This is a genomic window from Achromobacter sp. SIMBA_011 (assembly GCF_046535435.1).
Classification (GTDB): Bacteria; Pseudomonadota; Gammaproteobacteria; order Burkholderiales; family Burkholderiaceae_B; genus Achromobacter; species Achromobacter dolens.
Window position 1 is genome coordinate 1 of the sequence record NZ_JAWRWN010000211.1, and the last position, 317, is coordinate 317.

General features: G+C 63.4%; 1 protein-coding gene. It reads right to left on the minus strand.

Features of this window, described 5'->3' with window-relative positions; genetic code table 11:
• Positions 1-317 (minus strand): OB-fold nucleic acid binding domain-containing protein (locus SB816_RS30625; protein ID WP_410548068.1); only part of this gene is annotated, 317 nt, incomplete at both ends.

A 317-nucleotide genomic window follows, 5' to 3' on the forward strand; every position in this document is an offset into this window, starting at 1 on the left:
AGCGGATGCCGCCGGTGAACGCGTCGTTACGTGCCTGCCCCTGCACGATCAGCAGCTCGTCTTCCTTGAACAGCGCCTTGTTCGCCTCGAACTGCTCGTTGAAGATCGTGATTTCGCACTGCCCCGACCCATCGTCGAGCGACGCGATCAGCATCTTGCCGCGCTGCGTCATCTGCGTGCGCAGCGACGCGATGATGCCCACGACGAGCTTGTCGCGGCCTTCCTTCAAATCACCCACCTTCTGCCGCACGAACCGGCGCACTTCGTCGCGATATGCGTCGAACAGGTGGCCGGACAGGTAGAAGCCGAGCGCGCCC